This is a genomic window from Roseobacter sp., from assembly GCF_045106495.1.
Taxonomy (GTDB): domain Bacteria; phylum Pseudomonadota; class Alphaproteobacteria; order Rhodobacterales; family Rhodobacteraceae; genus Roseobacter.
Genome location: NZ_JBGCEQ010000035.1, coordinates 11639 through 31264 on the forward strand (window position 1 = coordinate 11639; position 19626 = coordinate 31264).

General features: G+C 55.7%; 18 protein-coding genes. 8 read left to right on the forward strand and 10 right to left on the reverse strand.

All coding sequences use genetic code 11. The features are described from left to right. Positions 1–2: 2 nt before the first annotated feature. Positions 3–935, forward strand: coding sequence for a 2-hydroxyacid dehydrogenase (locus AB8B75_RS18430; protein WP_405364284.1), 933 nt, complete (start codon positions 3–5; stop codon positions 933–935). Here AB8B75_RS18430 and AB8B75_RS18435 read toward each other — a convergent pair whose 3' ends face one another. The 6 genes from AB8B75_RS18435 to AB8B75_RS18460 form a co-directional block, all read right to left on the reverse strand. Beyond that, positions 936–2951, reverse strand: a complete 2016-nt coding sequence (locus AB8B75_RS18435; protein ID WP_405364285.1) for a M3 family metallopeptidase — start codon at positions 2949–2951, stop codon at positions 936–938. 87 nt (positions 2952–3038) lie between these two features. Continuing rightward, positions 3039–4100, reverse strand: a complete 1062-nt coding sequence (locus tag AB8B75_RS18440; RefSeq protein ID WP_405364286.1) for a HesA/MoeB/ThiF family protein — start codon at positions 4098–4100, stop codon at positions 3039–3041. Then, positions 4100–4552, reverse strand: coding sequence for a dUTP diphosphatase (dut, locus tag AB8B75_RS18445; protein ID WP_405364287.1), 453 nt, complete (start codon positions 4550–4552; stop codon positions 4100–4102). Before dut ends, AB8B75_RS18440 begins: the two co-directional genes overlap by 1 nt. A 30-nt stretch (positions 4553–4582) precedes the next feature. Further along, the gene (coaBC, locus tag AB8B75_RS18450; protein WP_405364288.1) at positions 4583–5776 is read right to left on the reverse strand and encodes a bifunctional phosphopantothenoylcysteine decarboxylase/phosphopantothenate--cysteine ligase CoaBC; all 1194 of its coding nucleotides are present in this window, start codon (positions 5774–5776) and stop codon (positions 4583–4585) included. Positions 5777–5848: 72 nt separating this feature from the next. Further along, positions 5849–6613: a ChaN family lipoprotein gene (locus AB8B75_RS18455; RefSeq protein ID WP_405364289.1), complete on the reverse strand. Its 765-nt coding sequence runs from the start codon at positions 6611–6613 to the stop codon at positions 5849–5851. Between the two features lie 44 nt (positions 6614–6657). After that, on the reverse strand, positions 6658–7536 hold the full coding sequence (locus AB8B75_RS18460; protein WP_405364290.1) for an RNA polymerase factor sigma-32: 879 nt from the start codon (positions 7534–7536) through the stop codon (positions 6658–6660). A 97-nt stretch (positions 7537–7633) separates the two neighbouring features. Here AB8B75_RS18460 and cobU point away from each other — a divergent pair, with 97 nt between their 5' ends. From cobU to AB8B75_RS18480, 4 genes are all read left to right on the forward strand, one after another. Next, the gene (gene cobU, locus AB8B75_RS18465) at positions 7634–8155 is read left to right on the forward strand and encodes a bifunctional adenosylcobinamide kinase/adenosylcobinamide-phosphate guanylyltransferase (RefSeq protein WP_405364291.1); all 522 of its coding nucleotides are present in this window, start codon (positions 7634–7636) and stop codon (positions 8153–8155) included. Further along, the gene (locus AB8B75_RS18470) at positions 8152–8733 is read left to right on the forward strand and encodes a histidine phosphatase family protein (RefSeq protein ID WP_405364292.1); all 582 of its coding nucleotides are present in this window, start codon (positions 8152–8154) and stop codon (positions 8731–8733) included. The genes cobU and AB8B75_RS18470 overlap by 4 nt, the downstream gene beginning before the upstream one ends. A 59-nt stretch (positions 8734–8792) precedes the next feature. Further along, positions 8793–9473: a glutathione S-transferase gene (locus AB8B75_RS18475; protein ID WP_405364293.1), complete on the forward strand. Its 681-nt coding sequence runs from the start codon at positions 8793–8795 to the stop codon at positions 9471–9473. Positions 9474–9545: 72 nt separating this feature from the next. Then, a complete protein-coding gene (locus AB8B75_RS18480) occupies positions 9546–11057 on the forward strand; it encodes a YifB family Mg chelatase-like AAA ATPase (protein WP_405364325.1) in 1512 nt (503 codons plus the stop codon). Here the strand turns inward: AB8B75_RS18480 and gshB are convergent. The 3 genes from gshB to rsmI form a co-directional block, all read right to left on the reverse strand. Then, positions 11054–11989: a glutathione synthase gene (gene gshB / locus AB8B75_RS18485; protein ID WP_405364294.1), complete on the reverse strand. Its 936-nt coding sequence runs from the start codon at positions 11987–11989 to the stop codon at positions 11054–11056. The two genes, AB8B75_RS18480 and gshB, sit on opposite strands and share 4 nt — an antisense overlap. A gap of 71 nt (positions 11990–12060) precedes the next feature. Further along, on the reverse strand, positions 12061–12441 hold the full coding sequence (locus AB8B75_RS18490; RefSeq protein ID WP_405364295.1) for a YraN family protein: 381 nt from the start codon (positions 12439–12441) through the stop codon (positions 12061–12063). A gap of 4 nt (positions 12442–12445) precedes the next feature. Next, positions 12446–13303, reverse strand: coding sequence for a 16S rRNA (cytidine(1402)-2'-O)-methyltransferase (gene rsmI / locus AB8B75_RS18495; RefSeq protein ID WP_405364296.1), 858 nt, complete (start codon positions 13301–13303; stop codon positions 12446–12448). 83 nt (positions 13304–13386) lie between these two features. On the opposite strand from rsmI, the gene AB8B75_RS18500 reads away from it, so the two are divergent. From AB8B75_RS18500 to murJ, 3 genes are read left to right on the forward strand one after another with little or no spacing between them, the layout of a single operon-like run. After that, entirely contained in the window at positions 13387–14556 is a 1170-nt protein-coding gene (locus AB8B75_RS18500) for a penicillin-binding protein activator (RefSeq protein WP_405364297.1), read from the forward strand. Positions 14557–14565: 9 nt separating this feature from the next. Then, positions 14566–17343, forward strand: coding sequence for a [protein-PII] uridylyltransferase (locus tag AB8B75_RS18505; RefSeq protein WP_405364298.1), 2778 nt, complete (start codon positions 14566–14568; stop codon positions 17341–17343). Then, complete coding sequence (gene murJ / locus AB8B75_RS18510) at positions 17340–18884, forward strand: murein biosynthesis integral membrane protein MurJ (protein ID WP_405364299.1); 1545 nt, start codon at positions 17340–17342, stop codon at positions 18882–18884. Before AB8B75_RS18505 ends, murJ begins: the two co-directional genes overlap by 4 nt. A gap of 9 nt (positions 18885–18893) precedes the next feature. Here the strand turns inward: murJ and AB8B75_RS18515 are convergent, their stop codons facing one another. After that, positions 18894–19580, reverse strand: coding sequence for a rhomboid family intramembrane serine protease (locus tag AB8B75_RS18515; RefSeq protein ID WP_405364300.1), 687 nt, complete (start codon positions 19578–19580; stop codon positions 18894–18896). Between the last annotated feature and the right edge of the window lie 46 nt (positions 19581–19626).

Here is a 19626-nt window from a genome sequence, read left to right on the forward strand (position 1 = left end):
AAATGTCCATCAATGTACTTTTCGCCGCCCCTCCCGAAAGGTGGGAGGCATATCAACCGCATCTGAACCGGGCGTTTTCGCAGCTGGGGCTGAACGTCGATCTCGCGCTGAGTTTCCCGCCGGAGGACGTAGACTACATCGTCTATGCACCCAATTCACCCCTGCAAGATTTTGGCCCCTACACGCACGCAAAAGCGGTTCTTAACCTTTGGGCGGGGGTCGAAGGCATTGTGAACAATGCGACGCTCAAGATTCCGCTCGCGCGCATGGTCGATCCCGGTATGACAAAGTCCATGTCGGAATGGGTTACAGGCCACGTGTTGCGGTATCACCTTGGTATGGATCGGCATATCGTGAACCCGGATCAGTCATGGGTACCACATACGCCGCCGCTTGCCTCCGAACGGTCCGTCTGCATTTTGGGCATGGGCGAGCTTGGCCAGGCGGTTGCTGAAGTTTTGGTCACGCTAGGGTTCAAGGTCAGCGGGTGGAGCAGGCGAGAAAAGCCTCTGCTCAACATTACCATGCACCATGGTGGCGCGGGCCTTGAAAACGCGCTGTCCCATGCGGAGATCTTGATTTTGCTTCTGCCGGACACAGCAGCCACCAAAAACACCCTCAACGCGCAAACTGCCTCTCTTTTGCCGAAAGGTGCTTTTGTGATCAACCCCGGTCGCGGGACCTTGATCGACGATCAGGCCTTGCTAGACGCCTTGGACAGCGGGCAGGTGGCACAGGCGACCTTGGATGTTTTCCGCGTGGAACCTCTGCCGCAGGACCATCCGTTTTGGACCGACCCCCGCGTGACTGTCACGCCCCATATCGCTGCTGAAACCAGAGAGGCAACAGCCTCGGAGGTGATCGCCGCGAATGTGCTCCGTTGCGAGATCGGTGAACCGTTATTGCACTTGGTTGACCGCGACAGCGGCTATTAGTCACGCAGTCGCCAAGCCGCGTCCTATTAGCAGCGCCTCAACTCCGGGAAGCTTACCACGAAAAGCGGTGTAGAGCTCGGCCGCATCCCGACTGCCGCCTGTTGAGAGAATATGCTCTTCCAAAGCAGCGGCCCGGCCTTCATCGAATGCACCCCCGGCTTCTTCAAAGGCGGCAAACGCATCGGCATCCATCACTTCGGACCACATGTAGCTGTAGTAGCCACTGGAATATCCATCACCGGCAAACACATGCGCAAATTGCGGGGTAGCGTGGCGCATGGTGATGGCAGAGGGCATGCCCAATTTTTCCAAAACCTTTTGTTGGTGTGCCATCGGGTCTTTGGGTGCGGGTCCGTCATGAAATGCCAGGTCAACTAGGGCAGATGCCACATATTCCACCGTTTGAAACCCCATGTCATAGGTCGCTGCAGCCAGAACCTTTTCCAGCATGTCCTGCGGCATTGGCGCGCCTGTTTCGGCATGGGTGGCGAATTCTGCAAGCACCTCGGGCACTTCAAGCCAATGTTCATAAAGCTGGCTAGGCAGTTCCACAAAGTCGCGCGCCACGGATGTGCCGGAGATGCTCTCGTAGGTTACATTCGACAAAATCTGGTGCAATGCATGGCCAAATTCATGGAATAATGTGCGCGCATCGTCGTAGGACAGGAGCGTCGGATCGCCTTTCGCGAAATTGCACACATTAATCACAATTGGTGATTGCACCTCAGGGAATTTTGCTTGCGAGCGCATGGCAGAGCACCAGGCGCCTGACCGTTTTGACCCGCGCGCAAAATAGTCCCCGATAAAGACGGCAATATGTTCACCGTTTCGCTTCACTTCCCATGCGCGGCAATCGGGGTGGTAAAGCGGAACGTTCAGCGTTTTGAATTCTAAACCGAACAGTCGTGTGGCACAGGCAAATGACGCCTCGATCATCCGGTCGAGTTGGAAAAAAGGTTTGAGCACCGCCTCATCCAGATCGTGTTCAGCCACGCGGCGCTTTTCGGAGTAATACCGCCAGTCCCATGGTGCAAGCGGGCCGTTGACGCCATCGCTTTGCATCATGTCGGTAAGAATAACGGCATCCGCTTCTGCCCGCGCACGTGCTGGATGCCATACCGCCATCAGCAAGTCGCGGACCGCCTCGGGAGTTTTGGCCATCTCGGTTTCCAGTTTATAGGCGGCGAAATTATCATAACCCAATAGGCTGGCGCGCTCTTCACGCAGTTTCAGTGTCTCGGCCGCAATCGCGCGATTGTCCGTTTTACCACCATTGGCGCCACGTGCGGTCCAGGCTCTGAACGCCTTTTCGCGAAGATCGCGCCGATCGGAGAATTGTAAAAACGGTACGATCAAGGAGCGTGACAGGGTAACAACTGGCCCATCCGCTTGCTTTTCTTTTCCTGCAGCGCGTGCTGAGCTGATCACAAAATCAGGGAGCCCGCCCAAGTCATCTTCCGTAAGCGGCATGAACCAGTCCCGTTCGTCTGCCAACAGGTTTTGCGTAAACTCTGTTCCCAACACGGCGAGACGCGCTTTTATCTCTTTCATCCGTGCCTCGGATGCTCCGGTCAGCGCGGACCCGGCCCGCACAAATCCGCGGTGTGTTAACATCAATACCCGCTCTTGCTCAGGCGTCAGGCTTGCATCATCCTTGTTTTCCCAAACCGCTGCCACACGGGAAAAAAGCGCTTTGTTGCCTGAAACCTCTGAGAAATGTGCGGCCAACTCTGGCGAAAACTGGCGCTGCAGATCTTCGCGGGCCGGATTGCTGTCCGCTCCAGAAACGGTGAAAAAAACCCCTAGCACCTTGTCCAGCGCCTTGCCGGCTGCTTCCAGCGCCTCAATTGTATTGGCAAAACTAGCGGGTTCTTTTGCATCAGCGATGGCGTCGATTTCGGCACGATGCTGTTTTAGGGCCTCTTTCATCGCAGGGGCAAAATGATCATCATTGATCTGATCGAATGGCGCGATCTGAAAGGGGGTATTCCAGTCTTGGAGTAGGGGATTGGTCATGACGGCTCTCCTTTGCAGTGCAAGCTAGATTTACGCGGTGAGATGCACAACCTCAGGTCATCGTTCAACGCGTCGATTTTGACCAAATCAAGCCGTCTGGGCGCGCATATCGCCGCAGATTGGGCAATCCACACGCGGGGTTATGGCGATCGTGCGGCTTTCGCCATAGAGCGCATCATAGATCACCATTTGTCCGCGCAGCGCGGTGCCTGCACCGGTAACGATCTTTACAGCTTCTACGGCCATCATCGCGCCAATTACGCCCGGTAGTGGGCTCAACACACCGGCTTCCGCGCAGGAAGGCGCCAGTTCTGCAGCTGGGGCCTGCGAAAAAATACACTGATAGCAGGGTGCGCCATGGGCGGGATCAAAAACGCTGAGTTGCCCTTCCCACTGGCTCAAAGCGCCAGAGACCAAGGGAATTTTTTGCTCAACGGCCACCCGGTTGACCAGATAGCGCGTGTCAAAATTATCAGTGCCATCCAGCACCAGATCATAGTCTGCAAAGAGATCTGATGCGATGTCTTCTGTCAGACGTCGCTGATAGGGCCGCACCTTGACATGGGGATTTTGCTCCAGCATCTCGGCCTGCGCGGAAAAAACCTTGTGCATCCCGATGGCTTTGTCTTTGTGGATCACCTGACGGGCCAGATTTGTATTTTCTACAATGTCATCATCGATCACACCGATCGTCCCGACGCCTGATGCGGCGAGATATTGCAGGGCTGGTGCACCCAGACCGCCCGCGCCAATAACAAGGACTTTCGCCTCTTTGAGCTTTTTCTGTCCTGGCCCACCGATCTCGCGCAATACGATATGACGGGCATACCTGTTTAACTCGGCATCGCTAAATCCCGGTTTGGGCGCAATAGGCTGCGCTGCGGCTTCTTTGACGTCAGCGCGCCTGCGCAAAGCCGCCAAAAGGCGACGGTAGAGAAAAATCAGACCGGTAAAGCCACCCAGAATAAGCCAAGGGGCAGGGCTATCGCCTGTGGCCATGCGCAATGGCGTGCCCGCTGGCAGGGTGATCTGAATGATCAAAACGGCCACATAAAGAATAGCGAGCATCATGCTCCGTGTGGCGCGCGGCACGCCCATCAGGCCGCCAAATACCCACAGCGCCACCGCCAAAATAATCACCACCAGCATCAGTTTTCTCCGGACGACCCAAAACCAGCATCCCCGCGTGCGGTTTCACTGAGGTCTTCCGCGATATAAAAATCAGCCTGTACAACAGGCGCCAGCACTAGTTGGGCGATGCGCATGCCGTGGGTTACGTCAAAAGCTATCTCACCCGCATTCATCATGATCACACCCACCGGCCCTCGGTAGTCACTGTCAATGGTACCGGGGCTGTTGACCAACATGATGCCATGTTTGAGTGCCAGCCCGGAGCGCGGCCGCACCTGGATTTCGTAGCCAACAGGAATTTCCATCTTCAAACCCGTTGGAATCAAAACCCGTGCGCCGGGCGCAATCACCACAGCACCGTCAGGGAGGTTTGCGCGCACGTCAGCGCCTGCGGCACCGGATGTCTGATAGGCGGGCAAGCCCAGTGCCTGATCCGCGCCCTCATCCCAAGCCAGCTTAATCTGTACCAATATTCAACCCTCTTTGGCCATGAATACGGGTCAAGCCAAAGCCTGCGCCATGCGCTCAGCCAGCCGTTTTGCGACCTCGACCTTTGTCATTTTGGGCCAGGTTTCCGTCCGATGTTCATCAATGACAATAACGGTGTTTTCTGCCCCGCCCATAACGCCACTCCCTGTTGAGACGTCATTGGCAACAATCCAATCACATCCTTTGCGCAGGCGTTTGGCAGTGGCATTTTCTAGCACGTCATTTGTTTCTGCGGCAAAACCGACGACCAACTTAGGGCGATCCTTTTTGCTCTGTGCGATATGCCGCAAAATATCCGGGTTTTCCACAAAGGCGAGTTGGGGCAAGCCGCCCTTTGATTTTTTCAGCTTGCGGTCACTGGCACAGTCGACACGCCAATCCGCCACGGCCGCAGCAAAGACAGCAGCATGAACCGGCAAAGTGGCTTCAACAGCACCAAGCATTTCCTGTGCTGTCTTAACGTGAACGATGTCCACGCCCGCTGGTGGCGGGACATCAGCCGGACCGGTCACAAACACGACCTCAGCCCCCAGCGCCGAAAGTGCGCGTGCAATTGCCGTGCCTTGGGCACCTGAAGATCTGTTGGCGATGTAACGCACGGGATCGATCGGTTCGTGAGTGGGGCCTGAGGTCACCAGAATGCGTTGGCCCGACAAAGGGCCTGCGGAAAAGTGTGTCTGAATTGCTGCAACGATCTCAAGCGGCTCTGCCATTCGGCCGGGGCCAAACTCGCCACAGGCCATGTCGCCGTCATTTGGTCCGACAACACCAACCCCGTCGTTTTTGAGTGTCGCCAGATTGCGTTGGGTGGCAGCGTGTTGCCACATGCGGACGTTCATCGCTGGCGCGATCAGCACAGGCGTATCCGTCGCTAAAAGCAGCGTGCTTGCCAAGTCATTGGCAAGGCCACTTGCCATTTTTCCCATCAGGTCTGCCGTCGCTGGAGCAACCACAACCAGGTCGGAGACACGGCTGAGTTGTATGTGGCCCATCTCGGCCTCGTCATTCAGATCAAACAAATTGCGATAAACCGTGGACCCGGCGAGCGCGGACACGGACAAAGGTGTCACGAACTCTTCGCCCGCCTTGGTGAGCACCGGTGTCACTATGGCGCCGCGTTCGCGCATCCTGCGGATCAGATCAAGCGATTTGAAGGCCGCAATCCCACCACCGATGATCAGCAATATGTGTTTTCCGGTTAGCATGATGTGCCTTATGAGGATAACCTTCCTTCAGGACCTTATGCTGGCTGTTGAGTGACTGCCAGTCCCCTGAGGTCATTTGAAAGCATCGCAAGGGTTCCCGCGGTCCACGACCGGGCCATCCAGCTGGGCATCAAAGATCCCCTGAGGGTTGGAATCGCCCTCGCCTTGCCCCAGTGCAAAAACGTCGACGTCGGGATCGGCCAGTTGCACCAAGAATGGGGCACCCCAATCCGTGCGCGCATGCCCATTGCCAGTTATGACCAGCACGGGCCCTGTCGTTTGATCCAATGCGTCCAATGCAGAGCGCGCCAATGTGGCGTTCCGCAACCGCTGAACCGACACCATCATTGGCAAAAGATCATCGGGTAGTGCATTGCAATGCGCCTCGCTTTGCAAGCTTTCCCGTTTGGATTGCTGGGCGTCAGGTAGTGGTTGATCCAGCCCGAACCGCTGCACGTCAGATGCCACCATAGCCTCATGTAAAGGTTTCTTCATCAGACTTTGAACCTGCGCACGCGGTACACCTGCACCAAAGATGCGTGCCTCGGGTGCAGCCTCAATTATCGGGTAATACATGGAAAAATCGGGCCATCCCGTGCTGTCCCATTCCAGCGCCGCAGCCAACTTATCCTGCGTGCTGCGATTTTCCTGTGTTATCGACGCAGCCTGTTCTGGCGTCAGCATCTCAAAAACCAATGCGGCGGGATTCAACGCTCTAGTCCATCTGGCCTGAACATCGTGGTGGCCCGGGTTATCATGTTGCTCACCCAGAAAAACGACATCAGCTGACTGTGCCGCAACCAGAACAGTGTCTGCAAACACGCAAGGAGCGGCCAAAATGACCGCTCCACAAGCCGCTAGTGCTTTGATACTTGGTACAATCACATCAGAAAGTGGTGCACTTCGCGCGATTGGTTCTCAAGCGATTTGCGCATCTTGCCAAATGCTGCCGCTTCAAGTTGGCGCACACGTTCCTTGCTCAAAGACAGCTCCTGTCCCAGACTTTCTAACGTGCGGGCCTGATCCCGAAGCTTGCGCTCTCTCACAATAAATCTCTCACGTTCATTCAGATCGTTCATGGCTTGCAGCAGCCATGTGCGCAGCTGGTCCGTATCATGCTGATGCTCAACGGTTTCAGCAGCTTGTGCGCTGTCATCTTCCAGCGCATCAATCCATTCCCGGCCTTCATCCTCGGTAGATTGCGTTGCGTTGAGAGAGTAGTCGGACCCGGAAAGTCGCCCTTCCATCATTTCAACGTCATGAAGCGGGACGCCTATCTCGGTTGATATCATCTGGTGTAGCTGGTGGCGGTCTAACGTCTCGCCCGCGGCTGCGCTTTCTCGCTCAAGGCGCGCTTGCACGCGCCGCATGTTAAAAAACAATGACTTTTGAGAAGATGTAGACCCGGTTCTGACCATGGACCAATTGCGCATCACATAATCTTGTATCGACGCTTTGATCCACCAGACAGCGTATGTTGAGAAACGCACACCGCGGTCCGGGTCAAATTTATCCGCAGCCTTCATGAGGCCCAAGCCCGCTTCCTGAATGAGATCATTCATCGGCGCGCCGTATCGTTTGAATTTTGACGCCATCGAAATGGCAAGCCGCATGTAAGCTGTAATCAACCTATGGAGCGACTTTTCGCATCGTTCATCTCGCCATGCATAGGCGAGCCTTAATTCTGTTTCTGCGTCCAGCAACTCTGCCTTCATCGCTGTTCGCGAAAGCGACCTATCTCGAGCCGTGTCCAAAGCCATACCGACATCTCCCGTTCAGATGAAGCACACCTTGCCGTGTACAATTAACAGAGATACGGATCGTATACGTGATTGGTTCACACCAAAGGTTGAAAAAATGTTGCCAAAACTGACACTGGCGCTAGGCGGCGCGGCCTCGGGCAAGTCTGTCTGGGCTGAAAAACTATTGTTAAGTAGTGGCTTAAGACCTGTTTATATTGCCACATCGCGCATTTTTGACGACGAAATAAAAATGCGTGTGGAGGAGCATAAATCGCGCAGAAGTGACCAATGGACCAATTTTGAAGCCGATCTGGATCTTTCGCCAAGCCTTTCGCAACTGCATGCGGGACAAGGTGTGTTGGTGGATTGCGCGACGATGTGGCTGAGCAATCAAATGCTCGACCAAAGGAATGTCGCGGCTGCGCAAAACGACCTATTGGCAGCACTGCACGCGGCCCAGGTGCCCGTTATTGTCGTTTCAAATGAGGTGGGCCATGGGATCGTGCCAGACAACGCTTTGTCCCGGGAATTTCGTGAAGCACAGGGCAGGCTCAACATTGCCCTGGCCGCCCAGTCTGATTTAACCGTGATGGTGATTGCAGGGCTTCCATCGGTGCTAAAAGGTGAAATGCCTTGACTGTTTGGCATTGGGTGCGGCACGGGCCCACTCATGAAAAAACATTCGTTGGATGGCGTGACGTCCCCGCCGATCTTTCCGACATAGACCGGATCGCACGTTTGCGTCTGCACTTGCCAGACAGGTCTTTGATGGTGTCGTCCGATTTGCGTCGTGCATCTGATACTGCAGATGCTCTGCAAGGCACGGGCCACACACGGCTTCCGAATAGCGACCAAATTCGAGAGTTTAATTTTGGCGTCTGGGACGGCATGCACTTCTCAGCCATCTCTGAGCGCGATCCTGAGCTAAGCCGCGCATACTGGGAAAAACCGGGCGATGTAGCACCACCCGAGGGTGAGAGCTGGAATGCCGCGGCTGCGCGGGTGAATGGCTTTGTGGATCAGGTCAACGCCAGCCATCCGACATCCGAAATCGTGGCGATCGCCCATATTGGCGTCATTCTCACCCAGGTCCAACGTGGTTTGGGCGTTTCTGCTTACGACGCGCTTTCACATTCCATCGACAACCTGTCTGCCACGTCCATCGTCTGGACGGGCGGCAGCGCCAAAGTCGGGCAGATTAATCACTGTCCGTGATCAACTCCGCCACAAAACTTTGTTTGCTGGCTGTACGCTTCGCCCGCTAGCATGACGGCATGACTTATGATCTTTACATCGGCGATCGCACCTTCTCCAGCTGGTCTTTGCGCGGCTGGTTGATGATGGAGAAATTTGACCTGCCTTACCGGACCAACTTGGTCGGGCTCTACAGCGGCACTATGCCAGAAGATTTGGCACCGCTGGCTCCGGCGCGGTTGGTTCCGGTCCTGCGAACGCCAGAGGGTGATGTAATTGGCGAATCCGTCGCAATGGCCGAGACCTTGGCGGAGCGACATCCGGACGTCCCATTCTGGCCGCACGACGCCCGACTGCGGGCGCGCGCGAGATGGCTTTGCGCGGAAATGGCATCGGGGTTTGCCGCTCTGAGAGACGCGTGCCCGATGCAATTACAACACGTCACAACAGGGTTTGTCCCCAATGCAGAGGTGCTGGCAGACCTGGCCCGGCTTGAAGCAATCTGGCGCAGCGCCCGTGATTTGTCGGGTTCAGAAAATGGTTGGATATTCGGTGATTACAGTCTTGCAGATGTATTTTACGCGCCGGTCGCTGCAAGGATCATTGGCTATGATTTGCCTGTTTCCGATGCAGCCCTGTCTTATTGCCAGACAACAATCAGTGACAGGGCTTTCAAAGTTTGGCGCGCGGATGGGCTGAAAGTGACATATGATCCCTTTCCCTATCCAATGGGCGGCGGCACGCGCGATTGGCCGGTGTAATGTTTCGCATTAACCTTTGGTAAAGACCGCTCAAGTACCGATTAACCATAATTGGTGAGGGAGATTGTTTTGATATCACTGGCACATTCTGTCGCATTTCGTGGCGTTGAGGCTTGCTTGGTCGAAGTACAATGCTCCCTGTCCCCCGGGTTGCCCGGTTTTAGTATTGTTGGCCTTCCGGACAAGGCTGTGTCTGAGGCCAAGGAACGCGTGCGGGCGGCCTTGGCGAATATGGCAATTGCCTTTCCTTCCAAGAAAGTGACGATAAACCTTAGCCCTGCCGATTTGCCAAAAGAAGGCAGCCACTTTGATCTGCCCATTGCCATATCGTTGCTGGCAGCTCTGGAAATCATTCCCCGCGACATCACCCAATCTGTTGTTGCTTTGGGAGAATTGTCGCTTGATGGCAAAATCGTTCCAGTCACAGGCGCATTACCTGCCGCCATGACCGCCGCCGCCGAAGGCATGGAACTGCTTTGCCCAGCTCCTTGTGGCAAAGAAGCCGCATGGGTCAGCGATGCCAGTGTGACCGCCGCCGAAACCTTGGGCGATGTGGTGCGCCATTTCAGCGGACAAGTCCCTATACCACCGGCACAACCAGGCGAGATTCCAGCCTTTAAACCGACCAATGACCTATCAGAGGTCAAAGGCCAGGAAAGGGCCAAGCGCGCACTTGAAATCGCAGCTGCCGGCCGGCACCATCTGATTTTTGTGGGAACGCCCGGTTCCGGCAAGTCGATGTTGGCACGAAGACTTCCTGGCATTCTGCCGTCGATGACAGCTATGGAGGCTCTGGAAACATCGATGATCCATTCGATCGCGGGCGAACTGGATGAAGGTGGCATCACGCGTGACCGCCCATTTCGCGATCCGCATCACACCTCTTCCATGGCTGCGATCATTGGCGGTGGGCGGTTGGCCAAACCGGGTGAGGTGTCACTGGCCCACAATGGTGTGCTCTTTATGGATGAATTCCCGGAATACCAACGAAACGTGTTGGAAACACTGCGCCAGCCAGTCGAGACCGCTGAGGTTATGATATCACGCGCCAATGCGCACATCAGATACCCCTGCCGCTTCATGCTTGTGGCTGCGGCAAACCCTTGCAAATGCGGCTATCTGCCGGATCCTGAGCGTGCTTGTGCCCGCGTGCCGCACTGCGGAGACGACTATCTTGGGCGTATTTCCGGACCATTGATGGACCGTTTCGACTTGCGCGTCGATGTCCCGCCCGTTTCTTATTCCGACCTTGATCTACCCGCAAATGGCGAAAAGTCCACAACGGTTGCCGAAAGGGTTGCAACGTCCCGCGCGGTGCAACAGATCCGGTTTGCCGAGCGGCCAAATATGCGCACAAATGCCGATGCTGAAGGCGAGGCTCTGGAAGAGATCGCAACGCCAGATAAAGAAGGGCGAGACCTGCTGCTCCGTGCTGCAGATAAGTTCAAGCTATCCGCGCGCGGATATCATCGCGTGATGGGTGTGGCTCGTACGATCGCCGATCTGGATGGGGCGCAAACAATCTCGCGCCCGCATGTGGCAGAAGCCATCAGCTTCCGCTTGGTCAGCCCGGTAGATGCCTAGCCAAGACGCGCCTCGATGGCGTCCCAGATTTTGCCGGCGATATTGACCCCGTCAAACCGCTCCAACTCTTGAATACCAGTGGGCGAGGTTACGTTGATCTCCGTGAGATAATCGCCAATGACGTCAATGCCGACGAAAATCTGCCCTTTTTCTTTCAATAACGGACCGATGGCAGCGCAAATTTCCAGGTCACGATCCGTGAGGCCAATCTTCTCGGGGCGACCGCCCACATGCATATTGGATCTGGTTTCGCCTGCCGCAGGGACACGGTTGATCGCCCCAACAGGCTCACCATCCACCAAAATCACGCGCTTGTCGCCATTGGAGACATCCGGCAGAAATTTTTGCACAATCAGCGGTTCGCGGGAAAAACTGACAAACAATTCATGCAAAGATGTCAAGTTGCGGTCATTTACGTCCAGGCGAAAAACGCCAGCGCCGCCATTCCCGTAGAGCGGTTTGAGAATGACATCGCCATGTTTTTCCTTGAACGCTTTGATGGTGCTGAGATCGCGCGCAATGCTTGTGGGGGGTGTCAGATCCGGAAAATCCAAGACCAAAAGTTTCTCCGGATAATTTCGAACCCAAAACGGGTCATTGACCACCAATGTGCCGGGCGCCAAACGATCCAGTAGGTGGGTTGACGTGATGTAATGCATATCAAACGGTGGGTCTTGGCGCAGCCAGACCACATCGAAATCTGCGAGTTTCACCTCACGCGCGTGACCAAGCTGCGCGTGCTCGCCTTGCACGCGTTGTACCCGCAGGTCGTGCCCGCGTGCTGTAATTTCTCCCTCCTGAAACGCCAAATGATCCGGCGAATAGAAAAACAAGTCGTGGCCCCGGGTTTGCGCCTCTTCCGCGAGGCGAAATGAACTGTCAGCGTTGATGTCGACGTCGCCAATTGGGTCCATCTGAAAAGCGATCTTCATAGCCACTCCTGCATTGATCGTTCCTAAATGGCGCAGGGATCGCAAAGGTGCAATGATTAGGTCATGATCGATTACGTTCCACCAAAGGCATTCTCGATAATGTGAATGCGACCTTGACCATCTACCAATGCAACATCAAACCGCGCCTCGGTAAGGGCGCCGAGCGGTCGCGTGCCAAGATACTCCTCGGCAGAACTATAGATGCGTTGCATCTGACGGGGGCTGACACGCAAAGCCGCATCCGCGAAACTAGCACTCTTTTTTACCTCAACAAAGACCACGGCATCATCGTTTTGCAAAATCAAATCGATTTCACCACCCGCGCCGCGCCATCTGCGTTCTGCGATTTCGTACCCAGTCAGCTGGTAAGCGCGCGCTACTGCTTCTTCGGCTGAAAGACCCGCGTGATAAGATACTTGCCCCTTGCTTGTGCGCTGTAGCTTGGCGGCCATCCTGTCATCCTTTGGCGAGCTCCAGCGCCAATTGATAGACTTGGCGACGGGGTAAATTATGTGCTTTGGATACCAGATCAACCGCATCACGCATTGAGGTCGCGGCCAAAGCTTGGCTCAGGTCTGATTTTATATTGTCTTGGCTAACAGAGTCTGAACGGTTACGATCGATCAGTACGACCACCTCGCCTTTTACGGACCGCTCCGAAAACTGCTCGGAAAGATCTGCCAGGCTGCCACGCTGCACCTCTTCAAATTTTTTGGTCAGTTCGCGGCATACCACAGATTTGCGTTCAACCCCCAAAACAGCCTCGGCATCCGCCAGCATCGCGGCCAGTCTTTTTGGGGATTCGTAAAAAACCAATGTCCCCGGAACCTCGCGTAACGCCTCCAGCGCGGATCGGCGTGCGGTTTTTGCATTGGGCAGAACCCCGGCGAAATGAAACGCGTCCGTTGGCAGCCCCGCCAAAACCAGCGCCGTCAAAACTGCCGAAGGCCCCGGCGCACATGTCACCATGCACCCCGCCTCGCTTGCGGCGCGACTCAATTCGAAACCAGGGTCGGCAATCAGAGGCATGCCCGCCTCTGAGGCATAAGCTACAGATTTGCCTTCGCTCACGGCGCTGAGCAGACGGTTGATCACAGCGTCGCCTGAGTGATCATGCAGGGCCACCAGATGTCGACCCACCAAAGGCACAGCGTGAATATCCATCAAACGGCGCAGACTGCGCGTATCTTCGGCGGCCAAAACATCCGCTGACGCAAGGATGTCGAGCGCCCGCAGCGTGATGTCGCGCGCAGTACCGATCGGCACGCCCACAAAGTAGAGACCCGCGTCCAAGGGCACCTTTTGGAAATTCAACGCTGGACCCGCCTTTCGTGACGTTTATGATCGCCGCAACCGCGCAGAACGCGCATTGACTTTGATTGCTGGAGTATTCACCTATGTTTGCCGTTTTGCCATCCGCCCGCAAGGTGTTGCAAGTGCTCACCTTACCCATCATCGCATTGGCCCTTGCGGCATGTGACGCTGTTCCTGGTGGAGGACCTAGCATTAACACAGGAGCCGCGGTTCCGGTGGCACTGCTTGTTCCGGGCGGCTCTGGTCAGACAACCGACGAAATATTGGCTCAAAGCCTTGAAAACGCGGCGCGACTGGCCATGCGTGACCTGAATGGTGCGACTATTGATCTGCGTGTTTATCAAACTGGCGGCGATGCTAACACGGCGGCAGCAGTGGCCAAGCAGGCTGTGGAAGAGGGCGCGAAAATCATTTTAGGTCCTGTCTATGCGGCTTCTGCCAATGCCGTCGGTAATGCCGTTTCGGGCCAGAACATCAACGTTTTGTCCTTCTCGAACAACGCGTCGATTGCCGGTGGGAATGTTTATGTCCTGGGGCCGACCTTTCAAAACACAGCTGACAGGATTGTCGGTTATGCAACCTCCCAGGGAAAACAACGGTTCGTCGTTGTTTATGGGCAGGATTCTGCTGGAACCGCAGGCCGGGACGCGATCAGCACAGCAGTTCAGTCGCAAGGTGCATCCGTGGTCGGTTCGGTCGGCTATGCGCTGTCTCAACAGGATGTAATTGCGGCCGTGCCACAGATCAAAGAGGCCGTTGAGAGCAATGCTGCAGATGCTGTTTTTATGACAACCGATACTGCGAGCGCTCTGCCGCTCTTGTCACAGTTGCTGCCCGAGTCGGGTGTGTCATCTGAGACTTCGCAATTTATGGGGCTCACACGTTGGGACATCCCCTCACAAACCCTCAGCTTGCCAGGGGTGCAAGGCGGATGGTTTGCGCTGCCTGATCCTTCGGCTTCCGCAACTTTCAGCGCGCAATATCAAAGTGCTTATGGCGGCGTGCCGCATCCCATTGGTGGTCTTGCATTCGATGGGATCGCGGCCATCGGCGCATTGGTCAGCCAAGGTCAATCCAATGCATTGACAGGCGCGGCCTTGACCCAGGGAGCAGGGTTTCGTGGTGCCAGTGGTATTTTCAGATTGTTACCCAATGGTTCGAACCAGCGCGGTTTGGCTATTGCGACCATCAGTGAAGCACAGGTATCGATCCTGAGCCCGGCGCCGCAGTCTTTCAGCGGTTTGGGATTTTAAGAAGAGTAAATGGTGCTCCACGCTCAGCAGGTCGATGCCCCTCAGGATGAGGCGCTGATTTGCCCGCCCGAACTGATTTTTGACGCTACCGCTTTCGCAAAGGATTTATCCCATGCCACCAGTGGTCTGACGGATCATAGCGAGATTCGCCGGATCGTCGTTGCATTGTTGCGCGAGCGTCAATCTAAAGGGCGCGCGGAGATCGCAAAAGCATTTGCCGCGCATCCGTTTCAAGCGCGGCCAATGACACGAGCCTATACCTACCTGACCGACAATCTGGTGACATCTGCATTGAAGGTTGCTCAGGATGTGCTGCACCCAAAGCCCAATCCGACGGCCAGCGAACATTTGGCTGTGATTGCGGTCGGAGGCTATGGTCGCGGTGAAATGGCACCGTTTTCGGACGTCGACCTTTTGTTTCTGATACCCTACAAAATCACGGCCTGGGCGGAAAGCGTCATTGAGTCGATGCTTTATATCCTGTGGGACCTGAAGCTCAAGGTCGGGCACGCCAGCAGAACGATCAAGGAATGTTTGCGGCTTGGCGCAGACGATTTCACCATCCGAACCGCGATGCTGGAACAGAGGTTTCTGGCGGGCGATACAGCATTGGCTCAAAACCTGGGGCACCGCCTGCGTAAGGAGTTATTCGCAGGTTCGGAACGTGCGTTTGTTGAAGCCAAGCTGGGCGAACGCGAAACCCGGCACAAAAAATACGGTCAGCGCTATGTCGTGGAACCGAACGTCAAGGAAGGCAAAGGCGGGCTGCGCGATCTACAATCGCTTTTCTGGATTGCCAAATATGTGCACAACGTGTCAGACGCTGCTGATCTGGTCGGCTTGGGCGTTTTCACGGAAGAAGAGTTTCGCGGCTTTGTTGCTGCTGAAGATTTCCTCTGGGCTGTGCGCGGTCATTTGCATCTGATCAACAACCGCGCCTCCGAGCAATTGACGTTTGACATGCAAGTTATGGTTGCCGAGGCGATGGGCTATCAGGACACAAAAGGGCGGCGCGCAGTCGAGGTTTTCATGCAAGAGTATTTTTTGCATGCGACCGACGTCGGCGATTTGACACGGATATTCATATCCAAACTCGAAGCGGATCATGTCAAGGCTGAACCGATACTCGACCGGATTTTCAGACGACGCCCAAGGATCAAAAGCGACTACGTCGTTGTTCATAATCGGATCGCCGTCAAAGACGAGACTGAATTTCTCTCAGATAAGCTCAATCTATTGCGGCTCTTTGAGGAGGCGCTCAGGACTGGCATGCTGATTCATCCGGATGCGATGCGCCTTATCAAATCCAACTTGCACTTGATCGACGAAAGCGTGCGCACCAACCCAGAAGCCCAGCGTATCTTCTTTGACTTGTTGCTGAAACATGGCAATCCGGAACGCGCTTTGCGTCGCATGAACGAGCTTGGTGTACTTTCGGCTTTTGTACCTGAGTTCGAACCGATCGTAGCGATGATGCAGTTCAACATGTATCATAGTTATACTGTCGACGAGCACATCATCCAGTGTATTGCCAATCTCAGCCAGATTGAACGTGGCGACCTGGAAGAAGACCTGCCGGTCGCCTCATCTATTCTCAAACGGGGTGTGGATCGTAAAGTGCTTTATACAGCCTTGCTGATCCATGATATCGCCAAGGGACGTCCAGAAGACCATTCAATCCTCGGCGCCCATATGGCGCGGAAGATCGCCCCGCGACTGGGGTTAAACCAGGCTGATACAGATACTGTTGAATGGCTGGTACGGTACCACTTGCTGATGTCGGATATGGCGCAAAAACGCGATATTGCGGACCCGCGTACAGTGCGTGACTTTGCCAAAGCAGTCCAAACGGTCAAACGGCTTGACCTGCTGTGTGTCCTGACGGTTTGCGATATTCGGGGTGTTGGGCCGAACACATGGAATAACTGGAAAGCAGTGCTGATCCGCGCACTCTACCGCCAGACAAAACGGGCGCTGGAAACCGGACTTGAAGATCTCAATCGTCAAAACCGGGGTGCGGAAGCGAAGCGTGATTTGCGTGAGGCGCTCAGCGATTGGCCCCGTAAGGAATTGCAACAGGAAACCGCGCGGCACTATGACCCTTATTGGCAGGCGCTTCACCTGACCGCCCATGTGACCTTTGCCAAAATGCTGCGAGACGTAAAGGATGACGAAATCCTGATCGATCTTCACCCCGATGATGATCGTGATGCGACGCGCGCGTGTTTTGTGATGTCTGACCATCCTGGTATTTTTGCCCGACTGTCGGGCGCACTGGCGCTTGTAGGTGCCAATGTTGTCGACGCGCGCAGCTACACGACCAAGGATGGTATGGTCACCGACGCCTATTGGCTCCAGGACAGCGACGGCAACCCATATGACGCTGCGCGCCTGCCCAGGCTGCGGCAGATCATCGAAAAAACCCTGCGCGGAGAGGTAGTCGCCCGCGATGCCCTCAAATCACGCGACAAGGTCAAAAAGCGCGAACGCGCGTTCAAGGTTCCAACGCATATTACTTTCGACAACGAGGGCTCCGAGATCTACACGATCATCGAGGTCGATACGCGTGACCGACCCGGTCTGCTCTATGATCTGGCCCGGACACTGGCGGCAGCCAATGTTTACATCGCCAATGCCGTGATCGCGACGTACGGAGAACAGGTGGTCGACACCTTCTACGTCAAAGATATGTTCGGGTTGAAATACCATTCCGAGAGCAAACAGCGTTCGCTTGAGAAAAAGCTGCGTCAGGCCATTGTAGAAGGTGTTGAGAGGGCGCAGGAGTGAAGCCCATCCGCCTGATGTCCGGCTTTTTTACGGTGGGCGGCTGGACATTGATGAGCCGGGTATTGGGTTTTGTGCGGGACGCAATGATCCTGGCCTATCTCGGGACAGGACCACTCTATCAAGCCTATGTCGTTGCGTTCCGATTGCCCAACATGTTTCGTCGGTTTTTTGCCGAAGGCGCGTTTAACATGGCCTTTGTGCCGATGTTTTCCAAACGCCTCGAAGGGGACCAAGACCCGGACGGCTTTGCCTCCGACGCCTTCGCCGGACTTGCCTCGGTATTGATCGCGCTCACCTTGCTCGCCATGGCCATTATGCCTTGGTTGATCTTCGGGCTGGCATCCGGATTTGCCGGACAGGAACAGTTCGAATTGTCGGTCGAATTTGGCCGCGTCGCCTTTCCTTACATCCTTTTCATTTCTCTGGCAGCGTTGCTTTCAGGGATGTTGAACTCGGCTGGTCGGTTTGCTGCTGCCGCTGCCGCACCTGTGTTGCTCAATATCCTTCTCGTGGGTGCCATGGCCACTGCCGCCTGGCTGGGCGGAGATGTCGCGCGGGCGCTGATATGGACCATCCCTGTCGCTGGTGTCGTGCAATTCGCTTTGTTGTGGGTCGCGGCGCGGCGTGCAGGCTTTGTGCTCAAACCCCGGCGTCCACGATTGACCCCGGACATGCGTCGCCTGATACGGGTGGCCATCCCCGCGGCCTTGGCGGGAGGGGTCGTGCAGGTCAATTTGCTCGTGGGTCAGCAGGTTGCAAGTTACTTTGACAAGGCGGTTGGTTGGCTATTTGCAGCTGACAGATTGTACCAATTGCCGCTCGGCGTTGTTGGCATCGCGGTGGGAATCGTCCTGCTGCCGGATCTGTCACGCCGGTTGCAGGCTCGCGATGAAGAGGGCGCACGTTTTGCACTCAGCCGTGCAGCCGAAATCTCGCTTGCGCTTACGATCCCGGCGGCGGTGGCCTTGATCGTCGTGCCGTTTCCCTTGGTTTCCGTGCTTTTCGAACGGGGCGCTGCAACAGCGGACGATACCGCCGCCATTGCCGTCGCCGTGGCGATCTACGGTCTTGGGTTGCCTGCCTTCGTCCTGCAAAAAATTTTGCAGCCGGTGTTTTTTGCACGCGAAGACACCCGCCGTCCGTTCCACTATGCCGTGATCTCGATGATCGTAAATGCGGGGCTTGCCATCGGACTGGCCCCAGTGATCGGGTGGATCGCGCCAGCGATTGCCACGACGGTTGCGGCTTGGGTCATGGTTGCGTCTTTGGGTATTGGCGCGCGTCGCTACGGTGATGTCGCGCGATTTGACGGACGATTTCATGGCCGCATCTGGCGCATGGTTTTTGCCTCCGCGATCATGGGGGTTGCACTTTGGTGGGGCAATGTCGCGCTCAGCCCGTTTCTGGGGCTGGACTGGTGGCGCGCCTTGGCTTTGGCCGCGTTGATTGCTTTGGGGATGGTCAGCTATTTCGGAACGGCCCATCTCATAGGTGCGATAAAACTGTCTGAAGTCCGCCAAGCTCTTGGGCGATCGCGATAATCTGGAATCTTAATCCCGCCGCATGGACGCAATCACCCGTGCAATGCCGCCGGGCACAAGCGCAGCGGACGCAGCAAACCCAAACACAAAACCGGCTAAATCGGCAACCCAACCGTTACCGACATCAAAAAACACACCCCAGACCAGCTGTAGCCCCATCAATATGGCAATCAGGTTGAAGGCCCGCAGCTGTTGTTCACCGCGCGCACCGAGGCTTTGCCACATCACAAAGGAATAGCCGCCGATCAACCCGTAAACAGCCGGAAACCCGCCCACCAGCCAATTTGGGTCGTTCAGCAACAGACCATATATCAATGCTCCGAAGATTGCGCCGCCAAAAAACAGCACGACGACGGCCATCTGACCCAGAACCTCACCCACAAGTTTGCCCAGGGCCAAAAGAAGTACAGCGGCGAAGAGTGTGGAGGTAAAGCTTACATGCACAAATGAGTAGCTCAAAAAGCGGATCATGTGGTCGGGCAGCCATCGCCCGTTTGCCACCATCCAATCGAAAATATCACCAGAAAAACTATAGGTTTGCACAGCAGCCAGACGCCAGCCTACGGCTTCAGGACCGCCGATGAGACCGCGCGCGCCGAGACCGAATGCTACCTCTGGGAGAGCCATCGCCAGAAACAAGACTACCACCACAGGCGGGAGTGGATTGACGGGAGAAGCTTCTTTGTGGTCCTGCATTGGCTCATTCCTTGACGATGCTCTGGCCCATGGGTAAGCCAGCGCA

Coding starts and splice junctions, on each gene's coding strand:
- AB8B75_RS18500 (WP_405364297.1), top strand. CDS start 13,387: ATGTTTGCCGTTTTGCCATCCGCCCGCAAGGTGTTGCAAGTGCTCACC.
- AB8B75_RS18440 (WP_405364286.1), bottom strand. CDS start 4,100: ATGCTGGTGGTGATTATTTTGGCGGTGGCGCTGTGGGTATTTGGCGGC.
- cobU (WP_405364291.1), top strand. CDS start 7,634: ATGTTGCCAAAACTGACACTGGCGCTAGGCGGCGCGGCCTCGGGCAAG.
- gshB (WP_405364294.1), bottom strand. CDS start 11,989: ATGAAGATCGCTTTTCAGATGGACCCAATTGGCGACGTCGACATCAAC.
- AB8B75_RS18490 (WP_405364295.1), bottom strand. CDS start 12,441: ATGGCCGCCAAGCTACAGCGCACAAGCAAGGGGCAAGTATCTTATCAC.
- AB8B75_RS18475 (WP_405364293.1), top strand. CDS start 8,793: ATGACTTATGATCTTTACATCGGCGATCGCACCTTCTCCAGCTGGTCT.
- AB8B75_RS18430 (WP_405364284.1), top strand. CDS start 3: ATGTCCATCAATGTACTTTTCGCCGCCCCTCCCGAAAGGTGGGAGGCA.
- coaBC (WP_405364288.1), bottom strand. CDS start 5,776: ATGCTAACCGGAAAACACATATTGCTGATCATCGGTGGTGGGATTGCG.
- AB8B75_RS18460 (WP_405364290.1), bottom strand. CDS start 7,536: ATGGCTTTGGACACGGCTCGAGATAGGTCGCTTTCGCGAACAGCGATG.
- AB8B75_RS18505 (WP_405364298.1), top strand. CDS start 14,566: ATGGTGCTCCACGCTCAGCAGGTCGATGCCCCTCAGGATGAGGCGCTG.
- AB8B75_RS18435 (WP_405364285.1), bottom strand. CDS start 2,951: ATGACCAATCCCCTACTCCAAGACTGGAATACCCCCTTTCAGATCGCG.
- AB8B75_RS18515 (WP_405364300.1), bottom strand. CDS start 19,580: ATGCAGGACCACAAAGAAGCTTCTCCCGTCAATCCACTCCCGCCTGTG.